General features: G+C 41.9%; 1 protein-coding gene. It reads right to left on the reverse strand.

What is annotated here, in order from left to right; all coding sequences use genetic code 11:
• Nucleotides 1-22: 22 nt before the first annotated feature.
• Complete coding sequence (locus AC04NP_RS30465) at nucleotides 23-1,546, reverse strand: IS1634 family transposase (RefSeq protein WP_482863903.1); 1,524 nt, start codon at nucleotides 1,544-1,546, stop codon at nucleotides 23-25.
• Nucleotides 1,547-1,636 lie beyond the last annotated feature (90 nt).

Here is a 1,636-nt window from a genome sequence, read left to right on the forward strand (position 1 = left end):
CTGTTTTCAGCGTTGGGACACCCTAGAAATTTTTTTGTATGCTGCGGTACAGCTCTGCCTGCTGGTGATCCATTTTGAGCAGCTTTGATTTGGTATGCTTTGAGTCGGGCAGGGTGTAGGTGATCTGATACATGTTTTGAGTGAGTTCGGTGGCGGTCTTCAGTGATATAGTTGATTTTTCTTTGTAGAGTATTCTTTCCAATTCCTTGTAGATACAATATGCGGTGAAGGAGATGCAGATATGCGCTTGGATGCGATGCTCTAACCGATGGTAGATAGGCCTGATTCTCAGATCGGTTTTCGACATTCGGAATGCCTTTTCAATGTGCCACAGGTTATTATAGTTTTCTATGATTTTCTTGCTGCTCAATCTGGTATTGGTGATATAGCCCTTGAGTCCGTCCCAGGCTTTGTCAGCCTTGAATTTTTCGTAATCAATCTCAACGGTGAGTTTACCCTTTAGCTTGAGGTATTTATTATACCCTTTGTTATTGATGTTGGACTTGGTAAGTTTGCCGGTCTTGATTAGTTTCTCTAGTCTGTTGAGCCCTCTTTTGCGGTTATGTTCGTCCTTAGCCGCTCGTTTTAGTGAAAAGGCTACTATCAGCTTGGTTGTATTGTCTTTCTGCAGGCGAGTTACCTTACCATCACTCCATGTCCTGGAAAGTATCTTTTGCTTGAGCTGTGCGGACTCATTTTTTAATCTAGCCCCAATGATATACTCATATCCCTCACTTTCCAGGGCACTTAAATTATCTGCCGATAACAGAGCTGCATCAGCAATTACCACGGGCTTGCCCAGTTTGAATTTGGTGATGATATTTTCTAAAAATGGAATCAAAGTATGCCCCTCATAGATATTCCCTTCGAAAATATCGTAGCCAACCGCATATCCTCCCACACCTACCAATAGTCCCAGGTAGATCTGGGGGTTTTGTTGTTTGCCATCTTTTGAAAATCCTGTCTTTCGTAGATCATCTTCATCACTGGCCTCAAAATAAAGGGTGGTCATATCATAGAAAACCACACCAAGGTTTCCCTTCAACACCTTTTGTGTATGGGCAAAAACAATTTGCTCAACCTGTTCTTTCAATCGGTTGTTGAGCGTATCCAAAAACCGATATACCGCATCTATATCCAGATTGATCCCCTGATAACGATATAAATACGATACGGTCTTAAGTTTGCTTAGAGGAAATGCCAAACGGGCTATCACCAGATGACGAAACAATCCCTCCTCAATGGCCCCAAAACCAATACCATCATATATTTTACCAAAAACCAACTCAGGGCCTACCGTTCTTATACTTGCATTAGCCAGGTTTTCCATCACCTGTTCCACCACGGTGTCTTGCTCTGAAATGAAAAGCTTTGATTGGGCAGTGAGCCTTTCCATTTCCTGCTTGCCCAATAGCCAAAGTTTTTGAATGTGTTGTTCTGTACTACCCGATCCGATTGTCTTGATGACCTTATATTTACCGCCATCCTTTGAGATGATTTGGACTGAAGTACTACCAGACCGGTTCTTTTTCTTTCGCAAAAACATCGCTAAAAATAGCAATGGGACACCCAAAATGAAAAAAAATCGACTCATTTATCCAGTATGAGCCTACTTTTTAAAATGTGCGGAAAACAG

It is taken from the genome of Agaribacillus sp. DX54 (assembly GCF_056858335.1).

Coding starts and splice junctions, on each gene's coding strand:
- AC04NP_RS30465 (WP_482863903.1), bottom strand. CDS start 1,546: ATGTTTTTGCGAAAGAAAAAGAACCGGTCTGGTAGTACTTCAGTCCAA.